At 61.8% G+C, this 17,664-nt stretch carries 18 protein-coding genes; 6 read left to right on the top strand and 12 right to left on the bottom strand.

Annotated features, from left to right (window positions below):
• Positions 1-7: 7 nt before the first annotated feature.
• Both M0D64_RS10465 and M0D64_RS10470 read left to right on the top strand, forming a co-directional pair.
• Positions 8-466 (top strand): MaoC family dehydratase, encoded by a 459-nt coding sequence (locus tag M0D64_RS10465; RefSeq protein WP_154567188.1) that lies wholly within the window; start codon positions 8-10, stop codon positions 464-466.
• Positions 463-942: a MaoC family dehydratase gene (locus tag M0D64_RS10470; RefSeq protein WP_266257559.1), complete on the top strand. Its 480-nt coding sequence runs from the start codon at positions 463-465 to the stop codon at positions 940-942. The genes M0D64_RS10465 and M0D64_RS10470 overlap by 4 nt, the downstream gene beginning before the upstream one ends.
• A 144-nt stretch (positions 943-1,086) precedes the next feature.
• On the opposite strand, the gene M0D64_RS10475 is transcribed toward M0D64_RS10470, so the two are convergent.
• From M0D64_RS10475 to M0D64_RS10500, 6 genes are all read right to left on the bottom strand, one after another.
• Complete coding sequence (locus tag M0D64_RS10475) at positions 1,087-1,788, bottom strand: glutathione binding-like protein (RefSeq protein ID WP_154567315.1); 702 nt, start codon at positions 1,786-1,788, stop codon at positions 1,087-1,089.
• A gap of 128 nt (positions 1,789-1,916) precedes the next feature.
• The gene (locus M0D64_RS10480) at positions 1,917-3,176 is read right to left on the bottom strand and encodes an acyl-CoA dehydrogenase family protein (RefSeq protein ID WP_266257561.1); all 1,260 of its coding nucleotides are present in this window, start codon (positions 3,174-3,176) and stop codon (positions 1,917-1,919) included.
• A 60-nt stretch (positions 3,177-3,236) separates the two neighbouring features.
• Positions 3,237-4,343 (bottom strand): phosphotransferase, encoded by a 1,107-nt coding sequence (locus M0D64_RS10485; RefSeq protein WP_266257563.1) that lies wholly within the window; start codon positions 4,341-4,343, stop codon positions 3,237-3,239.
• A 20-nt stretch (positions 4,344-4,363) separates the two neighbouring features.
• Positions 4,364-5,080 carry a histidine phosphatase family protein gene (locus tag M0D64_RS10490; RefSeq protein WP_266257564.1) on the bottom strand — a complete coding sequence of 239 codons (717 nt, stop codon included), beginning with the start codon at positions 5,078-5,080 and terminating at the stop codon, positions 4,364-4,366.
• Between the two features lie 21 nt (positions 5,081-5,101).
• On the bottom strand, positions 5,102-5,890 hold the full coding sequence (locus tag M0D64_RS10495; protein WP_154567311.1) for an oxepin-CoA hydrolase, alternative type: 789 nt from the start codon (positions 5,888-5,890) through the stop codon (positions 5,102-5,104).
• The gene (locus tag M0D64_RS10500; protein ID WP_266257565.1) at positions 5,887-7,443 is read right to left on the bottom strand and encodes a 3-hydroxyacyl-CoA dehydrogenase; all 1,557 of its coding nucleotides are present in this window, start codon (positions 7,441-7,443) and stop codon (positions 5,887-5,889) included. The genes M0D64_RS10495 and M0D64_RS10500 overlap by 4 nt, the downstream gene beginning before the upstream one ends.
• A gap of 126 nt (positions 7,444-7,569) precedes the next feature.
• Here M0D64_RS10500 and M0D64_RS10505 point away from each other — a divergent pair, with 126 nt between their 5' ends.
• Complete coding sequence (locus M0D64_RS10505) at positions 7,570-8,217, top strand: glutathione S-transferase (RefSeq protein WP_171925045.1); 648 nt, start codon at positions 7,570-7,572, stop codon at positions 8,215-8,217.
• 112 nt (positions 8,218-8,329) lie between these two features.
• Here M0D64_RS10505 and M0D64_RS10510 read toward each other — a convergent pair whose 3' ends face one another.
• Positions 8,330-9,502: a pyridoxal phosphate-dependent aminotransferase gene (locus M0D64_RS10510; RefSeq protein WP_266257567.1), complete on the bottom strand. Its 1,173-nt coding sequence runs from the start codon at positions 9,500-9,502 to the stop codon at positions 8,330-8,332.
• 127 nt (positions 9,503-9,629) lie between these two features.
• Positions 9,630-10,118, bottom strand: coding sequence for a putative toxin-antitoxin system toxin component, PIN family (locus M0D64_RS10515; RefSeq protein ID WP_266257568.1), 489 nt, complete (start codon positions 10,116-10,118; stop codon positions 9,630-9,632).
• Positions 10,119-10,175: 57 nt separating this feature from the next.
• On the opposite strand from M0D64_RS10515, the gene yaaA reads away from it, so the two are divergent.
• Positions 10,176-10,958 (top strand): peroxide stress protein YaaA, encoded by a 783-nt coding sequence (yaaA, locus tag M0D64_RS10520; protein WP_266257570.1) that lies wholly within the window; start codon positions 10,176-10,178, stop codon positions 10,956-10,958.
• Between the two features lie 34 nt (positions 10,959-10,992).
• Positions 10,993-12,147 carry a M14-type cytosolic carboxypeptidase gene (locus M0D64_RS10525; RefSeq protein WP_266257572.1) on the top strand — a complete coding sequence of 385 codons (1,155 nt, stop codon included), beginning with the start codon at positions 10,993-10,995 and terminating at the stop codon, positions 12,145-12,147.
• 116 nt (positions 12,148-12,263) lie between these two features.
• Here the strand turns inward: M0D64_RS10525 and M0D64_RS10530 are convergent, their stop codons facing one another.
• From M0D64_RS10530 to M0D64_RS10545, 4 genes are all read right to left on the bottom strand, one after another.
• Positions 12,264-12,941, bottom strand: a complete 678-nt coding sequence (locus tag M0D64_RS10530) for a hypothetical protein (RefSeq protein WP_154567305.1) — start codon at positions 12,939-12,941, stop codon at positions 12,264-12,266.
• A gap of 167 nt (positions 12,942-13,108) precedes the next feature.
• Positions 13,109-13,783, bottom strand: coding sequence for an energy-coupling factor ABC transporter permease (locus tag M0D64_RS10535; protein ID WP_093639753.1), 675 nt, complete (start codon positions 13,781-13,783; stop codon positions 13,109-13,111).
• A gap of 112 nt (positions 13,784-13,895) precedes the next feature.
• Entirely contained in the window at positions 13,896-14,771 is an 876-nt protein-coding gene (locus tag M0D64_RS10540) for a response regulator transcription factor (RefSeq protein ID WP_154567304.1), read from the bottom strand.
• 216 nt (positions 14,772-14,987) lie between these two features.
• Positions 14,988-16,202, bottom strand: a complete 1,215-nt coding sequence (locus M0D64_RS10545) for a DUF2863 family protein (protein ID WP_154567303.1) — start codon at positions 16,200-16,202, stop codon at positions 14,988-14,990.
• Positions 16,203-16,476: 274 nt separating this feature from the next.
• On the opposite strand from M0D64_RS10545, the gene M0D64_RS10550 reads away from it, so the two are divergent.
• The gene (locus M0D64_RS10550; RefSeq protein ID WP_171929582.1) at positions 16,477-17,592 is read left to right on the top strand and encodes an AI-2E family transporter; all 1,116 of its coding nucleotides are present in this window, start codon (positions 16,477-16,479) and stop codon (positions 17,590-17,592) included.
• Positions 17,593-17,664: the final 72 nt, after the last annotated feature.

Raw genomic sequence — 17,664 nt, forward strand, 5'->3', positions numbered from 1 at the left:
GTGTGCGATGGGTCTGAGTTACGAGGACATGGTAGTCGGCACGACTACGGAAATCGGCAAGCATACTTTCACGCGTGAAGAGATCGTCGAGTTCGCGGAGAAGTTCGATCCGCAGCCGTTTCACCTGGACGAGGCTGCAGCCGCAGCGTCGCCGTTTCGTGGGTTGGTCGCAAGCGGCTGGCATACCTGTTCGGTCATGATGGGCATGCTGGTGCGCAACGCGATCGCGGGTTCCACGTCGATGGGCTCGCCCGGTATCGACGAGATCCGCTGGTTGAAGCCGGTGCGTGTCGGCGACACGATCACGATGATGAACGCGGTGCTCGACAAACGTGTTTCGGAGAGTAAGCCGGATCGCGGCATCGTTTCGACGCAGTGGGAAGGCATCAACCAGCACGGCGAAACCGTGATTACGGTGCGTTCGAAAGGCTTGTTCGGACTGCGCAATCCGGGCGCCGCGTCATGACGGACAGCAACGCGGTAGCCGCCGTAACGTTTGGAGACGCAGCGGCGTTGCGTGCGCTGATTGGCGCTGAGCCGCTCGTTAGCGACTGGCTGACGGTCGATCAGGCGAGCGTCGATCGTTTCGCTGAGGCCACCGGCGATCATCAGTGGATTCACGTCGACCCCGAGCGGGCACGGCGTGAGTCACCGTTTGGTGGTCCGGTCGCGCATGGGTTCATGACGCTGTCGTTGATCCCTGCGCTGCTCGGCAAGACGGTGGCGCTTAAGCAGCGCATGGGCGTCAACTACGGATTGAATCGTGTGCGGTTCACGTCACCGGTGCTGGTCGGCTCACAGTTGCGCGCCCGGTTTGCGGTGGAGTCCGTCACCGACGTCGACAACGCCGGTGTGCAGGTTGAGTGGAATGTGACGCTGGAGCGGCAGGGCAGTGAGCGGCCGGTCTGCGTCGCGGAGTTCATCACGCGGCATTATTTCTAACCGTTCACAGCCGATCGGTTGGCAAAAAAGCGCGAGTGGCAGTGATGCCGTCTCGCGCTTTTTTATGTCGATGCCTCAACAGATGGCAATGCCGTGGTCGTTGTCAATGCGAACGAGCGCCGATGCCAAGGGACGACGGCATGCCTACCGCTTCGCGTACTGCGTCGCGCCGAACAGCATTTCCTTAGCCTTGTCGTCCATGAGCGGCTTGCGGGCCGACGCCAGCACGTCAACACCGCGTACCACCGCCGGACGCGCGGCAATTTCTTCGTGCCACCGCTTCACATGCGGGAACGTATCCAGCTCGATGCCCTGGTTTTGCCACGAGCGCGTCCACGGAAATGCGGCGATGTCAGCGATCGTGTAGTCGTTGCCGGCCAGATACTGTGTCTTGCCGAGCTGCGTATCCATCACGCCATAGAGACGCCGCGTTTCGTTCGTGTAGCGATTGATCGCGTATTCGATCGGCTCCGGCGCGTAGATGCGGAAATGATGCGTTTGCCCGAGCATCGGACCGATGCCGCCCATCTGAAACATCAGCCATTGCAGCGTCGCATAGCGTGCGGCCGGATCAGTCGGCAGCAACTTGCCGGTTTTCTCCGCCAGATAAATCAGAATCGCGCCTGATTCGAATAGCGCGAACGGCTTGCCGTCGGCGTCTTTAGGACCTTCGGAATCGACGATCGCCGGAATCTTGTTGTTCGGGCTAATCGCCAAGAACTCGGGTTTGAACTGGTCGCCCGCGCCGATATCGACGCCGTGCGCCGTGTACGCGAGGCCCGTTTCCTCGAGCATGATGTGAACCTTATGGCCGTTCGGGGTTGCCCAGCTATAGACGTCGATCATCCTGGCTCCTTCGTTTCGTGAAAGCGGCGCCACAAAGGGCGCCGCTGTTGACGAAAATTAGAGCATAGATCGGCCAATGCTGCTGGCCGTGAGCCGGCGCGCCGTCGGCTGCCGCCCCGACCCCGACCTCAAACCCGCGTAATCGGCGTTTCCACTCGGGCCGCAGCACCCGCATCCATATAACGCGCCAGTTCGAGCTTTGCGATCGCGTTGCGGTGCACTTCGTCGGGGCCATCAGCGAAGCGCAACGTCCGCGCGTTGGCGTACGCATACGCCAACGGGAAATCGTCGCTGACACCACCACCGCCGTGCGCCTGGATCGCCCAGTCGATCACCTGGCATGCCATATTCGGCGCGACCACCTTGATCATGGCGATCTCGCCACGCGCGCCCTTGTTGCCGACCGTGTCCATCATGTACGCGGTCTTCAGCGTCAGCAGGCGCGCCTGTTCGATCATGCAGCGCGCTTCGGCCATGCGCTCCTGCGTGACGCCCTGTGCGGAAACCGGCTTGCCGAAAGCGACGCGTTGCATGGAGCGTTTGGCCATGAGTTCGAGCGCGCGTTCGGCGAGACCGATCAAACGCATGCAGTGGTGGATGCGTCCCGGTCCGAGGCGGCCTTGGGCGATTTCGAAGCCGCGCCCTTCGCCGAGCAGCATATTGGTAGCCGGCACGCGCACGTTTTCGAGCGTGATTTCCATGTGGCCGTGGGGCGCGTCGTCGTAGCCGAATACGGTGAGCGGGCGGTGCACGGTGATGCCGGTCGCGTCGGCGGGGACCAGGATCATCGACTGCTGCGCATGACGTGGCGCCTCAGGATCGGTCTTGCCCATCACGATGTAGACCTTGCAGCGCGGGTCCCCCGCACCGGACGACCACCACTTGTGACCGTTGATCACGTAGGTGTCGCCATCGCGCACGATGCTCGTCTGGATATTGGTCGCGTCCGACGAGGCTACCTCCGGCTCGGTCATCAGAAACGCCGAGCGGATGTGCCCTTGCAGCAGCGGTTCGAGCCATTCGCGCTTGTTGTCGTCGCTGCCGTAGCGCTCGATCGTTTCCATGTTGCCGGTGTCGGGCGCATTGCAGTTGAACACTTCCGGCGCCCAAGGCACACGGCCCATGATCTCGCAGAGCGGCGCGTATTCAAGATTCGTCAGACCGGCGCCGCGTACCGATTCAGGCAGGAACAGGTTCCACAAACCGGCGTCGCGCGCTTTCTGTTTCAGTTGTTCGATCAGTTCGGTCGGCAGCCATGCGTTGCCGTTCTGACGATTGCGGGCGATCTCGGCATAGAACGCCTGCTCATTCGGATAGATGTGCTCGTCGAAGAAGGCGAGCAGTTTCTCGCGCAGCGCCTGCACCTTCGGGGTGTAATCGAAATTCATGTATGACCTCGCGGATGACGAATGACGTTTGTTCGGGAGTGCAATCTGGCGCCGATTTGCTTAACGTACTTTCTGTGCGTAGCGCCAGGCGAGTTCGGCCATCGGCTTCGCGCGACGGCCGGCATCGAGCGCCTGAGCGCTGGCCGCGGTGCCATCGACTACACGCTTCATGATCCCTTGCAGAATCGCGGCGATGCGGAACATGTTGTACGCGAGATAGAAATTCCAGTCGCCGTGGATCTCAAAGCCGGTGCGCTTGCAATAGCGCTCGACGTACTGCGCTTCGTCGGGAATGCCGAGGGCCGCCCAGTCGAGGCCCGCAATGCCGCGGAATTGCGCCGGGTCGACGTGCCACGCCATGCAGTGATACGCGAAATCGGCGAGCGGGTCGCCGAGCGTCGATAGTTCCCAGTCGAGTACGGCCAGTACGCGCGGCTCGTGGGGATGGAAAATCAGGTTGTCGAGCCGGTAGTCGCCATGTACGACCGAGGCGCGCTCGCTCGTTTCCGCCGGCATATGCTGCGGCAGCCATTCGATCAGACGCTGCATCGCGTCGATCGGTTCGGTTTCGGACGCGACGTACTGTTTGCTCCAACGGCCGATCTGGCGTGCGAAGTAATTACCCGGTTTGCCGTAGTCGGCAAGACCGATCGACGTGACGTCGACGCTATGCAGCGCGGCGATCACGCGATTCATTTCGTCGTAAATTGCCGCGCGCTCCGCAGGCGTCATGCCGGGCAGAGACTGGTCCCACAGCACGCGGCCTTCGACGAACTCCATCACGTAGAACGCCCGGCCGATCACACTTTCGTCTTCGCACAAGGCGAGCATGTTCGCGACGGGCACGTCGGTGTTGGCGAGCGCATGCATCACGCGGTATTCGCGTTCGACGGCGTGCGCCGAGGGCAGTAACTTCGCGGCCGGCCCGGGCTTCGCGCGCATCACATACGAGCGCGACGGCGTGACGAGTTTGAAGGTGGGGTTCGACTGGCCGCCGGCGAATTGCTCCAAGGTGAGCGGTCCGGCAAATCCATCGACATGCTGGGTTAGCCATGCGGCGAGCGCGTCGCTGTCGAAGCGTTGCCGCTCGTTGACCGGGCGCGTGCCCTCGAAGGCCGAGTAATCCGGTTTCTGTTCTGGTTCGCCGGTCTGTGTGGCTTGCACCATGTGTCTCCTCCAGTTCGGGTTCAGCTACGCTTGTATTGAATGAATTGTGCGTAGAGCATTTCCATCGTGGTGTTGCGAACGTCGCGATAGAGCGGCGACGGCGGTGAATAGTTGATCGCGCGCAGCACCCAGTCGCGCGACTCGGCGCCGACGTCGAGCGCGTTGATGCAACCGGTGGCCTGCGCCAGATGGCCGAAGAAAGTGCGGCCGCCGGCGGTGAGCGCGTGCGACAGAATCGCGCGATTCACGCCGCCGTGCAGCACCAGCAGCACGGTGTCCCACGACGTGTCCTCGCGCAACGCCGCCACCGCGGGCAACACGCGGTCAAACAACGCGCCAATGGTTTCGCCGTCGAGAAAGCGCGTTGTTTCCGGCACGATGCCGTCGAACACGCCGAGAAATGCCGCTTCGATATCCTGCTGCGGAATGTTGCTGAGCTTGCCGCCGCGAATTTCCTGCCATGCCGGCTCCATGTCGAGCTCGATCTGCTGACCGGTCTCGGCCAAAACGCGTTGCGCGGTTTCAACCGTGCGCGGCAAGCCGCTCACGATCACCCGATCGAACCGGACTTGCTGCTCGGCGAACACGCGGCCTGCCGCGCTGGCCTGTTCGCGGCCGTTCGCATTCAACGGCACCGTTTCCGGATCGATCGCGCGGCCGGAGTCGTCGAAGTAGGTTACGTCGCCGTGACGCATCAGGAAGATGCGGCGGCGTTTGGGGAGTTGATATTCAGGCATCGTCCCTTCGTTCACTTATGTTTACTTGTAGACAGGAGCGCGTTTTTCGAGAAACGCTGAAATCCCTTCGAGACCGTCGCGATGGTGCAGTGAGGCGACGAAGCTGTCCCGTTCGGCGACCAGATGTTCAGCAAGCGGCTGTGCACCGGCCGCGCCGATGAGCCCCTTGATGCGCGCGACCGAATTCGGCGAAATCTTGCCGAGCTCGTCGGCCCAGGCGACAGCGGTGTCGCGCACGGTGCCGGTCTTCGCCAGCTTGTTGACGACACCGAGATCGTAGAGACGCGAGGCGCCGATCGGTTTGCCTTCGATCAGCACTTCGGTCGCCAGTTGACGCGGCAAGGCTTGCGCGAGAAACCACGAGCCGCCGCCATCGGGCGTGAGACCGACGCGCGCATACGACATCACGAACTTGGCGTCTTCCGCTGCGACGATCAGATCGCACGCGAGCGCTAATGAAAACCCCGCGCCGGCTGCGGCGCCATCGACGGCGGCGATCACCGGCTTCGACGATAAACGCAGCGCCGAAATCCATTCGCCGAGCAGATCGATGCTTTCGGCCTGCACCGACGGATCCTTCGCGCGGTTTTCCAGCAGACGGTTCAGATTGCCGCCGGCACAAAAGAAATTGTCCGCGCCGGTAATCACGACGGCGCGGATCGACGGATCGCGCTCCACCGATTCGAGCGCCTCGATGCCCGCGGCATACATGTCCGGATGCAGCGCATTGCGTGCACCGGGGTTCGACAGTGTGAGGACCAGCGTCGATTCGCTCTCGGTCGGGCGTGAGGTCAGCAGTTCGGCGCTCATTGTTGGGTCTCCGTTTGATTGTCGGCAGCGTCGCGTTGCGTCAGCGACAGGCCAAGTTGCGCACGCCGTGCAAGCCAGGGCGACGGGCGATAGCGTGGATCACCGAGCACGCCGAAGATATTGCGCAAGATGGTGAGGATCGTTTTCGCGCCCAGTGCATCGCCGAGAGCGAGCGGTCCGCGCGGGTAGCCGAGGCCTAGCGTCACCGCGAGGTCGATGTCGCCCGGCGTTGCGATCTGTTTTTGCGCGATGTCGCAGCCGATGTTGACGATGGTCGCCACGACGCGTTGAGCGACGAAGCCGGTCGAGTCGCGAATCACCGTGACGGGAACGCCATCCGCGGCAAACAGTGCGTGCGCGGTCTCGCGTGCGGCGCGACTGGTGGCGGGTGTTGTCATCAGCGTGCGGCGCTGCGCGGCGGCCAGCGGGAAGAGGGCGTCGATAGCGACAACGCGAGTTGCATCGAGTGCTTCGTCGACGGCGGCGGTAGTCGCGTCATGACCGAACGGTGTCACGACGATCAGCGAGTCCGCGGCGGGCACCGCGCCTTCGTCGAGCTTGACGCCAGCTTTGGCGACGAGTTGCACGACGGCTTCATGCGCCTCCGGATAGCGCTTGCTGACCCACACGCTGTGCGGCAGTTCGGTCGGCGCAGGCGCTTCCGCGGGCACTTGCTGCTTACCGTCTTCATAGCGATAGAAGCCTTCGCCCGTTTTGCGGCCGATCAGTCCGCCCGCGAGCCGCGTGCCCGTGATTGGCGAGGGCGTGAAGCGCGGTTCTTCATAGAACTGGTGATAGATCGATTCCATCACCGGATGCGACACGTCGAGCGCGGTCAGATCGAGCAGTTCGAACGGGCCGAGGCGAAAGCCTGCCTGCTCGCGCATGATGCGGTCGATGTCGGCAAAACTCGCCACGCCTTCGCCGGCTACGCGCAGGCCTTCGGTATTCATGCCGCGACCGGCATGATTGACGATGAAGCCGGGCATGTCTTTCGCGCGCACCGGCGTGTGGCCCATGCGTCGCGCGAGTTCCATCAGCGCGTCGCCGACGGCGGGATCACTGCGCAGGCCGTCGATCACTTCGACGACCTTCATCAACGGAACCGGATTGAAGAAGTGATAACCGGCTACGCGCGACGGATTCGTGCAGCCCGCCGCAATCGCGGTAATCGATAACGACGACGTGTTCGACGCCAGCACGCAACGGCCACTCACCACCGTTTCGAGTTCGCGAAAGAGCGCTTGCTTCACATCGAGCTTTTCAACGATCGCCTCGACGACCAGATCGCAATCGGCCAGATCGCCGACGACCTGCGCGCCGCTCACGTTCGCCAGTGCGGCGAGCGAACGGGCCTGGTCGAGCTTGCCTTTGGCAGTCAATTTGGCGAAAGTCTCGGCAAGGTAGTCGCGCGCTGTGCCGATCGCGGCAGGGTTCGTGTCGTACAGACGTACGGTGAGGCCCGCCAGCGCGGCAATCTGGGCGATGCCACGGCCCATTGCACCGGTTCCGACAATGCCGATAGTCTCGATGCTGAAATTGCGAGAGGTCATTGTGATGCTCGACTCCATGGTTATTTTAGAATAGCACGATCGTGCAATTTACTGGATGATTGATCGAAGGCCGCCGCGTTGATTTTGACGGGCGGTCTCAAACAACCCGAAGAAAGGAGACACCCGATGATCAAGCTGTGCGGTTTCGCGCTCTCTAACTATTACAACAAGGTGAAGTTCGTGCTCCTCGAACACGGCATTCCGTTCGAGGAAGTGTTCGTGCTGCCGAGCCAGGAAGTGACCATGCTCGAGCATTCTCCGCTCGGCAAGGTGCCCTATATCCAGACCGAACACGGCGATCTGTGCGAATCGCAGGGCATCGTCGAGTATCTGGCCGCGCGTTTTCCCGACAAGGCAATTTTCTCCGCTGATCCGTGGGAAGCGGCCAAAGAGCGCGAACTGATCATGTTCGTGGATGTGCATCTCGAACTGACCGCGCGCAATCTTTACAAGGAAGCATTCTTCGGCGGCACCGTGACTGACGCGACCAAGGGGCGCGTCGAGAAGCTGCTCGCGCATCACATTGCCGGCTTCAAGCGGATTGCGAAGTTCGGGCCGTATCTGCGCGGCGAGCGCTTCAGTGTCGCCGACGCAGCGGGGTTTGTGAGCTTGCCGCTGGTGGGCATGGCGACGCAGACCATCTACGGCCGCGATTTTCTGCTCGACGCCGGCGTGGACTGGAAAAGCTATGTGAAGGCGATCAACGCCCGACCGGCCGCGCAGCGCGTGACCGATGATCGCAAGGCGTATATCGCGGCCTCGCGTCCGGCTTGAGGCGTGGCGGTGGCGTTGCGTGCGAAATGAGCTCGGGCGTGCAACGCACGCATGGGCCGCTGCGCGCGATGGCGAGGAACGTGGGTTCGTTCGCAGCATCGCGCGGGGCGTCCTAGAGCCGCGCCAGCCGGTCGAGCGCCGTGGCGAGGGTGGCTTCCTGCTTGGCAAAGCAGAAGCGCACCACGCCCGATTCATGCGCCTCGTGATAGAACGCCGAAACGGGAATTGCCGCGACACCGATCTCGCCGGTCAGCCATTGCGCAAATTCGGCTTCGGGCAAATCGCTGATCGCCGAATAGTCGACGCACTGAAAGTAGGTGCCCGTGCAAGGCAGCAGCCTGAAGCGTGAATTCGCGAGGCCGGCGCGGAAGTAGTCGCGTTTCTTCTGATAAAACGCGGGGAGATCCAGATACGGCGCCGGATCCTTCATGTAATCCGCGAGGCCGACCTGCATCGGCGTGTTGACCGTAAACACGTTGAACTGGTGCACTTTGCGGAATTCAGCCGTGAGCGCGGCGGGCGCGGCCACGTAACCGATCTTCCAGCCGGTGACGTGGTAGGTCTTGCCGAAGCTCGACACCACGAAACTGCGCTGCGCCAGTTCCGGATAACGCGCAACGCTTTCGTGCGGCGCGCCGTCGTACACCATGTGTTCGTAGACTTCGTCGGACAGAATCAGCACGTTGGTGCCGCGCACGATTTCTTCGAGCTTGCGCATGTCTTCCGCGCGCCAGACCGTACCGGTCGGATTGTGCGGGGTGTTGATCAGCAGGAGCCGCGTTTTCGGCGTGATCGCGGCGGCGAGCTTGTCGAACGGGATCGCGTAGTCGGGCGCGTCGAGCGTGACGAATACCGGCTTGCCGCCGGCCAGTTCGATCGACGGCAGGTAGCTGTCATAGGTCGGCTCGACCACGATCACTTCGTCGCCCGGATGCACGCTACAGAGAATCGCGGTCAGCAGCGCCTGGGTGGCGCCTGCCGTCACGGTGATCTCACTGGTGGCGTCGTAGCGGCGGCCGTACAGGTTGGCGATCTTGTCCGAAATCGCCTGACGCAGCGGCGCGGCGCCCGCCATCGGCGGATATTGGTTGTGGCCGTCGCGCATGGCGCTCGCGACCGCGTCGACAATGCGGGGATCGCAGCCGAAGTCGGGAAAGCCCTGGCCGAGGTTCACCGCGCCTTTTTCGGCGGCGAGCGCGCTCATCACGGTGAAAATCGTCGTGCCGACGTCCGGCAGGCGGGACGGAAACGAGGGACTCATGGGCGTGTCGTGCGGTGCATTCATGGCGCTGTCCGGAGCGTGGTCGAGTGAGTTGGCGAAAGACGTCGTTCGAAAAGGACGAAGCTTGATTGTAGGGAATCGCGGCCCTGCGTGCGCGCAGTCGGCCCGACGTTGGCCATCCGGCCAGGGGTCATACGGGCGCTGGCTCGTCTGCCGCGCTCACGCAGACGCTGACGAACGGCGCTGGCTGCGCAATCTGGAAACCGAAGTCACGCGCAATCCGCTTGGCCAGTTTCAACACCGCGCGGTCTTTCGACACCAGCCAGTCGGCCTGTGCGGCGTGCGCGAGTTCGAGGAATTTCTGGTCGTCGCGGTCTTTGCATTTCGGCAACGACCTGGCATCTTCCGCGGGTGCAGCGGGTTCGACCAACTGCGCGAGGCGTGCAACGACGGCAAGCGCCGCCGCCTTGTCCACATTGCGATGCACGAATTGCGGATAGTCGAGCACGTAAGCGAGTTCGGCGAGGCAGCGCGCGTCGATCAGCGCGGCGAGCGCGCCACTTTCGAGCGCGGCGCGAATCGGCCGCGTGTGCGGATCGTCGAACACGAGAATATCGATCCAGACATTGGAATCGAGGACGACGCGCAAAGCGCCGTGTGAGGCATGGGAACCGGGCATTCGTTACAATCTGGCTTTCGTCTTTGACCGCCAGGCACGGCGTGCCTGCAAGCCTCTATGATAATCGTTCTGTCGCCGGCGAAATCGCTCGACTACGAAACCCCTCCGCACGTCAAAAAGCACACGATCCCCGATTTCGTCGACGATGCGGCCGAATTGATCGGCGGATTGCGCCTTTTGTCGCCGCAGCAAATCGGTTCGTTGATGAGCATTTCGGATCAACTCGCGCACCTCAATTTCCAGCGTTACGCGGAATGGTCGCCCAGTTTCGGCACGCACAACGCCAAGCAGGCCGTGCTCGCGTTCAACGGCGATGTGTACGAAGGCTTCAATGCCAGAACGTTGTCGTCGGCCGATCTGGATTACGCGCAGAATCATGTGCGCGTGCTTTCCGGCCTGTACGGTTTGTTGCGTCCGCTCGATCTGCTGCAACCGTACCGCCTCGAAATGGGCACGCGCTTTGCCAATACGCGCGGCAAGGATCTGTACGCGTTCTGGGGTGAACGGATCACGCAGGCTTTGAACGCGCAATTGAAGAAGCGCGCTGCCGCCTCAAGCGTGTTGGTCAACTGCGCGTCGGGTGAGTACTTCAAGTCGGTCAAGCCCAAGGTGCTCGAAGCGCCGATCATCACGCCGGTGTTCGAAGACTGGAAGGGCGGCCGCTACAAGATCATCAGTTTCCACGCAAAGCGCGCACGCGGTCTGATGGCGCGCTACGCGGTCGAAAACCGTCTCGACAAGCCCGAGCAACTGAAGGCCTTCAACGCCGAAGGCTACGCGTTCGACGCCGAAGCCTCGAACGATTCCACCTACGTATTCCGCCGCCGCATCGCTGACTAAGCGATTGCCGCGCACACAAGCAGGGAAGAACATCATGACGTTATCGATTACGAGCAACTTCGACGCGGGCGCGATCGAAGTGCTGGCCTGCGACGACGCCGGCAACATCCGTTTGCGCGTGCGGCCCGACAGTCAGGCCGAGTTCGCGCAGTGGTTTTATTTCCGGTTGTCCGGCGCGGCCGGCGAGCGCTGCGTGATGACCTTCGAAAATGCCGCGGCGTGCGCTTTCGCCGAAGGCTGGCGCGACTACCAGGCAGTGGCAAGCTATGACCGCGTGAACTGGTTCCGCGTGCCGACTTCCTACGACGGCCGTGTGTTGACGATCGACCACACGCCGGATTTCGATCGCATCTACTACGCGTATTTCGAGCCGTATAGCGAAGAACGTCACTCGGAGTTTCTCGGCGCCATCCAGCAGATGCCGCAGGCCACGCTCACGGAGTTGGGCAAGACTGTCGAAGGCCGGCCGATGTCGCTGCTGACGCTTGGTACTCCGCAAACCGGTGACACGCCCAAAAAGAAGATCTGGCTGATCGCGCGCCAGCATCCTGGCGAGACGATGGCTGAATGGTTTATCGAAGGTCTCGTCAAGCGTCTCGCGGGTTGGGGCGATTGGGCGGGCGATCCGGTGGCGCGCAAGCTCTACGATCACGCGGTGTTCTACATCGTGCCGAACATGAATCCGGATGGCAGCGTGCACGGCAATTTGCGCACTAACGCGACGGGCGCGAACCTGAACCGCGAATGGATGGAACCGGACGCCGCGCGCAGTCCCGAGGTGCTAGTCGTGCGTGATGCAATTCACGCGACTGGTTGTGACCTCTTTTTCGATATCCACGGCGACGAGGCGCTGCCGTACGTGTTCGTGGCCGGCTCCGAAATGCTGCCGGGTTTCACCGAGCGGCAGGGCGAGGAGCAGAAAGCGTTCATCGAAGCATTCAAGCATGCGAGCCCGGATTTCCAGGACAAGTACGGCTACGCCGCGAGCAAGTATCGTGAGGACGCGCTCAAGCTGGCTTCGAAGTACGTCGGCAACGAATTCGGCTGTCTGTCGTTGACCCTGGAGATGCCGTTCAAGGACAACGCCAATCTGCCGGACGAGCGGGTGGGTTGGAACGGGGAGCGTAGCGCGTCGCTGGGCGCCGCCATGCTGCAGGCTATTTTGCGACACATGGAGACGTTCGCGTAACTGGACGCCGCATAAAGAAACGGGGCACACACTCTGGAAGTGTGTGCCCCGTTTTTTGCTGGGTGCGAGCCAGGTTCGTAGTACGGACCCGTTGACGCGGCCTTCGCTCTTGTCCGCTATTGAGTCTTTTTCGCTGGGGACTTCTTCGCGGTCGATTTGCTCGCAGACTTACCCGAAGACTTGCTGGAAGTTGCTCGCGAAGATTTTCCCGAGCTTGCCTTCGAGGACTTGCCGGTTGCTTTCTTCGTAGTTTTACCGCTGGCCGAGTGCTTGCCCTTCACACCCTTATGCTTGCCCGAGGACGCTCGCGATCCCGTTGACCCGGTGCTGTGCGCACGGGCCGGCGGCACCGGATCGTTCCAGCTGAACGCCAGCATCTGGGCGCCCACATAGCCGCAACGGAATTTGAGATCGGCTGGATCTCCACCGCCGCTCTGGCGGATACCGAGGCCCTCGACGGTAACGATGTTGTCCACCTTGACGCGCTGCTTGCCTTCGTCGAACGAATCGTTCCAGGGCGTGACTGCCGCATGCGCGCTGTCGAAGGAGCTGGGCGGAAATTCGACATGGTCGAAGGCGGTCGATGTGCTTGCAACAAAATTGCCATGGGCAGCGCAGTCCGCGACTAGCGGGTCCGCATGCATGTCATTGACAAATTTGTTGACGAGATCGTTGTGCTGTTCGAGTTGATCGGCGTATGCGGGAGCAGTGCAAATGAGCGAGAGACTCGCTGCAAATGTTGCTAACCGGCCGACCAACCGCAGCAATCGGCGCGGTACGTTGGTGCGATCCATCTAGTTCGTTAGACGCTAATAAGACATGAGGCACGTAAGATGCCTGGCGAGAGGGATGAGTTCAATCCTGACACAAATATTTTGTCCTGTCGTGGTGCGGGGACTCAGGCGCTTTATGTGCCGGGATGGCAGATTGCCGTCGATACGTGCTCGATGCCGCGCCCGTGTCAGGTGCGTGGCCCGCCCAATCGATATCGACGCACATCATAAGTGGTAACCCACGCAGGGCGGTAGACCGCGATCAATGCCGTCGACATGCCCGTGAACCAGGCTTCGCCAGTGGCGAGCAGAAGCACGCTGAACGCGTAGCCGACCGGCACCACGGTCATTGAACCGTCTGCGAGTGTGATGTGAACGCCGAGCGCCGCGGCCGCCGTAAGCGACACGGCAATGGCGGGTGAGACAAAACCCTGGCCGAAAATGAACATGAAGAGGTTACGCGGCAGCCAGGCGATGCTGGCGCGTTGGATCAAGGTCGAGATACCGACAGGCAACGCACCGAACACGAGGAAAGTCAGTGCAATGCCCTGCCAGGGGGCGTCGAAGACGACAGCGGCGAGACCGGTGACGATCGCCATGGCGATCAGCGCCAGTGCCCAATCGAATAATGTGACAACCAGCGTGGCGCCGAGCAGATGCATGACAGTACCGTCGTCGAGCCACGCGTTGCTCGCCCACAGCACGGACACCGCAACGATGATTGCGAGCCAGACGTGCTGGAGTGTGCCGTCCTGAAGTCGTTTGAAAGGATTTTTCCACAGCGCGAGCGCGACCACTATCGCAGTGGCGATCCAGCCACCGACAGCGACCCAGAACGGAAGCGGTGTGTAGAGGAAACCCATGTATCTCATATTACTCGTTGGACGAGAAAAGGTGTGAGCGGATTCCATGCCAGCCGGCGCGAACGCCGCGAGAAAACGCGCGTTTCGATTCTGGCGCGCGCGCCGACTGACGTTATGCCGAATCTTGCGTGACCGGTTCCGCCGTCAACCCGGCGGGCGCATCGCCGTATGGCGTGCTCGGTTCGGCCGCTATTGGCAGCGTGTCGGCCGTGTCGTTCGCTGGCAACGGATATTGGAAGCGCCGCAGTGTGCGGCGCCGCAATGGCACCACTCCGGCTTGCCCCATTACCGGACGAACCTGACCTCCGCCATCGTTGCGCAGTACTTGCAAGTGAGCCGACAGCCAGCCGTTGTACAGCGCGACCGCGGCGGCGCGGTTAGGCGCTCCGAGTTGCTGAAATATGCTGGTCAGATGGATCTTGACGGTGCCTTCACTGATGCCGAGCGTGCGCGCAATCATCTTGTTGGTGCTGCCCATGTGGACGCAGCGCATGATCTGCTCCTGGCGGGGCGACAGGCCGTTGGAAAGTTTGGCCCGGCGTGGTGGTGGACTCTTTTCATCGAACGGCCGGATGGTGGCATCCGGCGGTAGCGGAGGATTGAGCGCCAACGCGCCGGGCGGCACATAGTGACCGCCCAGCAGCACCATCTCGAAAGCGCGCACGATCAGGCATGGGTCGGTTTCGCGCGGAATCACGCCGAGCACACCTTCGTCCATGAGATCCCGTACGACGGTTGGAGAGACCTTGTCGGTCAGCACTGCAATGCGCAGGTCCGGGTAATGGCTGAGCAGATGACGGGTGTCGTCGACTGACATCCAGTCCTGCCAGTCAATCACTAGCAGGTCGGGACGCAGACGCTTGAGCGTACGCTCAACCTGACGCCAATCCTGTGCTTCGTTAAAGCGCGCTAGCCGGTCGATTTGCCGCAGCAGTGCTTTGAGTCCATCGCGTCGTTCCGCGTCTGAGTTGAGTATTGAGAATCGCATGCCGTGTCTCCAGATGAATCGGGCGAGGTGGCGCGATGCGTGTGGGCCGGCGAAGGTGCCGGGCGCATTGCGATGCACCACCGGCACTATGATGACAAATTCCCTTCGGTTTGACCCCCTGTCCAAAAGGCATAGGAGGAATGACATAAAAAAAGCCCCGCACGCGGCGGGGCTTTCTGATGTCGACGGCGGCGCAATGACGCCGGCGCTGGCGGGTCAGTGGAAATGCGGTTGCGCGGGCTCCGCGTCCTCCGGCATTTCGGCGTGGACGATTTCGCCGAGCGGGTCCGCATAGAGCGGCACACCGCAGTCATCGCAATATTCCGGCTCGAAGCGGCCCGAGTGGCGGCGCACGTCTGTCACGCCGGTTTCCTTGAGCAATGCGACGATTTCTTCGAGTGGGTCGTCTGACGCAGCGGTCTCTTGCGGTTCTTCGTCGATGCCGGGCTCGCCGTTCTCGCGGCCGTAAAGCGGCCATACGACGCCGTAGATCACATCATTGCTGCCGCGGCGCGTGAAGCCGACGCGGTATTCGTCGATACGGCGCTCGCCGAACCCTGCGACAACCGCGCGCAATTCCTGTGGCGCCGCACCGATTGTGTCGAACAGGTAGCGGACGGCGGTGCGTACCGTGTGAGGGCGCACCCGTTCGTCGGCGTCGCGGCAGGCCGAATAATAGGCATCCGGCAGCAGACACTCGAACTCACATCCGGGCAGCACCAGCGACAGATTGGCGCCGCCTTGCGTTGCCCATTGTTCGAGGCATTGACCACGCTCAATCCGGCTGCCGTTTTCTTCTTCCTGCCAGCGAAACGCCGGCTCGCCTACCGGTGCCGCGACCACGGCCAGCAGAAAGCGCGGGTCGGCCAGGATGGGCGAGGTTTCCGGCAGTTCGCCAAAATTGAGTTTGACGTTGCCACCCGCCATGGCTGCTTGAGCGAGTTGCTGGGCAATGCGCCAGGTTTCGACGTGGTGACGCGGCAGTTGGTCGATGCTGTACAGGAACGGCACCATGGCCACACGCGTATTTGCCGCGAGCACGTGCGCTTGCAGGTGCGCGCGCAGCGCGTCGGCTGCGTCCACTTTGAGCGGGCCGGAAGGAATCATGTAGCGAGTCCAGGCCAGCACGGGCGCGGCGATCAGCAGCGCTTCATAAGGAGCGCCTTCATGGTCGACGATGAACGACTCGCTGTGCGTTTCCGCCATGTCGGCGAGTGCGCCGTAAGCATCGGGATGATTCTGCTGCAGATGATCGAGCGCGGCGTCCAGCGTCGTCTGGTTGGCGTTACGGACGATCTTGGTCAGCAGCGCATCGAGCTTCGCTTCCCAGAAGCGGTCTTCGGTGCGGCTGCCCGACGCGAAAAGCGCGAGCGAGAGACCGACAAGCTTGTCGGCATCGGGGGGGAGACGTTTGGCGATTCGCGAGCGCATAAATCCAGAAATTGGGAGGCACAGAACCTTATATTCTAGTCTTTTCTATGCCGCCATATTATTTGGCTGACTATGCCGGATGGATTGGGACGTTTCCACATTAAAAATAAGCCAGTTGCGGAGGGTGTCAGATGCGTTGCGTGGCGTCCTGGCCGGATGATATAAGACATGCCCAGGGGCGTGGCTCGCTCCTATACTGACCACCGTCGGTGGGCGCCTGGCAAGCGTATGTCTATTCGTCGTCGCTGTGGTCTGGCACAACAGGAGATTCATAGTGAAATCGGACCAACTGATTGAACGTCTCGCCGCAGTGTTCGCGTTGATCATATTGGTAGGTGGCTCCCTGCTGGTGCTTGCGCCTTTTACAACAGCGCTGTTGTGGGGCGCCATTCTCAGTTATAGCTCGTGGGGCCTATACCGGCGGCTCACTACAGCGGTCGGGGGGCGGCGAAAGCTCGCCGCGACGTTGATCGTGCTCATTATTCTGATTGTGGTGCTTGGCCCGTTCGTCTATGCGGGCTTTGCCTTTGGTGCGCACGTTCACGACATCGTCGCGTTGGTACAGAGGCTCTTCGAGGCTGGCTTGCCGGATTTGCCGCCGTGGGTTGGACGAATCCCGCTGGTTGGCTCGAACATCGAGACGTTCTGGGCGAACGTAACGAGCAGCAACTCTGAACTGATCGCGCAAATGCGTGCGCTTGCGGCGCCGGCCGGCAAGTGGATTCTGGCGGCTGCGATTGCCGTTACGCACGGTTTGGGTTTGTTGGCGCTGAGTATCGTGCTCGCGTTCTTCTTTTATACCGGAGGGGAGGGCGCGGCGGCCTGGTTGAAGGCGGGCATGCGCCGCATCGCCGGCGAACGCGCCGATTACTTGTTGGCGCTGGCGGGCAGCACGGTGAAGGGCGTGGTCTACGGGATTCTCGGCACGGCGCTTGTGCAAGGCATTCTTGCTGGCTTCGGTTGCTGGATCGCGGGCGTCCCGGCGCCGGCGCTGCTTGGGCTGGCGACGTTCTTCCTGTCGGTTATACCGGGTGGCCCGGTGGTCGTCTGGTTGCCCGCGGCGATCTGGCTGTATCACGGCGGTGCAACTGGCTGGGCGATCTTTCTGGTTGTGTGGGGTGTGTTGGTCGTCGGCATGTCCGACAACGTCATCAAGCCAATCCTGATCGGCAAGAGTAGTGACATGCCGTTGATCCTGGTGATGCTGGGCATCCTTGGCGGTGCGTTTGCTTTCGGCTTCCTTGGTGTATTCATCGGCCCGACGTTGCTGGCGGTTGCCTATACCGTGCTGCACGATTGGACGATCGGCGCCCCGCCAGCGGATGCTCTGGCGCCCGACGTGAAAGTGCCTGTTGTCGATGAGCCGGTGCGCATAGAAAAGGCACCTTGAAATAAATTCCAGATATGGCTTGCAAGGGGCCGTCCGGCTCGCTAGAATCTCGCTCTTTCGTGCTTCGGACAC

Source organism: Paraburkholderia sp. WS6 (assembly GCF_030464835.1).
Taxonomy (GTDB): Bacteria; Pseudomonadota; Gammaproteobacteria; order Burkholderiales; family Burkholderiaceae; genus Paraburkholderia; species Paraburkholderia madseniana.